This window comes from Rhodoplanes roseus (genome assembly GCF_003258865.1).
In the GTDB taxonomy this organism is placed as follows: domain Bacteria; phylum Pseudomonadota; class Alphaproteobacteria; order Rhizobiales; family Xanthobacteraceae; genus Rhodoplanes; species Rhodoplanes roseus.
Genome location: NZ_NPEX01000731.1, coordinates 1 through 289 on the forward strand (window position 1 = coordinate 1; position 289 = coordinate 289).

Sequence of the window (289 nt, forward strand, 5' to 3'; positions counted from 1 at the left end):
GCTCGATATCCCCGTGCACGTCGATGCGGCAAGCGGCGGCTTCCTCGCCCCCTTCATGGTGCCGGGCCTCGCCTGGGACTTCCGCCTTGCACGCGTGAAATCGATCAACGCCTCCGGCCATAAATTCGGGCTCTCCCCGCTCGGCGTCGGCTGGGCTCTGTGGCGCACGGCAGAAGACCTGCCGGAAGATCTCGTCTTCCGGGTCAACTATCTCGGCGGCGATATGCCCACCTTCGCCCTCAACTTCTCCAGGCCCGGCGGTGAGGTCATCTGCCAGTATTACAATTTC

1 protein-coding gene is annotated in these 289 nt (G+C 63.7%); it reads left to right on the forward strand.

What is annotated here, in order from left to right:
• The coding region (locus CH341_RS32165; RefSeq protein WP_245431348.1) for a pyridoxal-dependent decarboxylase at window positions 1-289 on the forward strand (289 nt) is incomplete at both ends.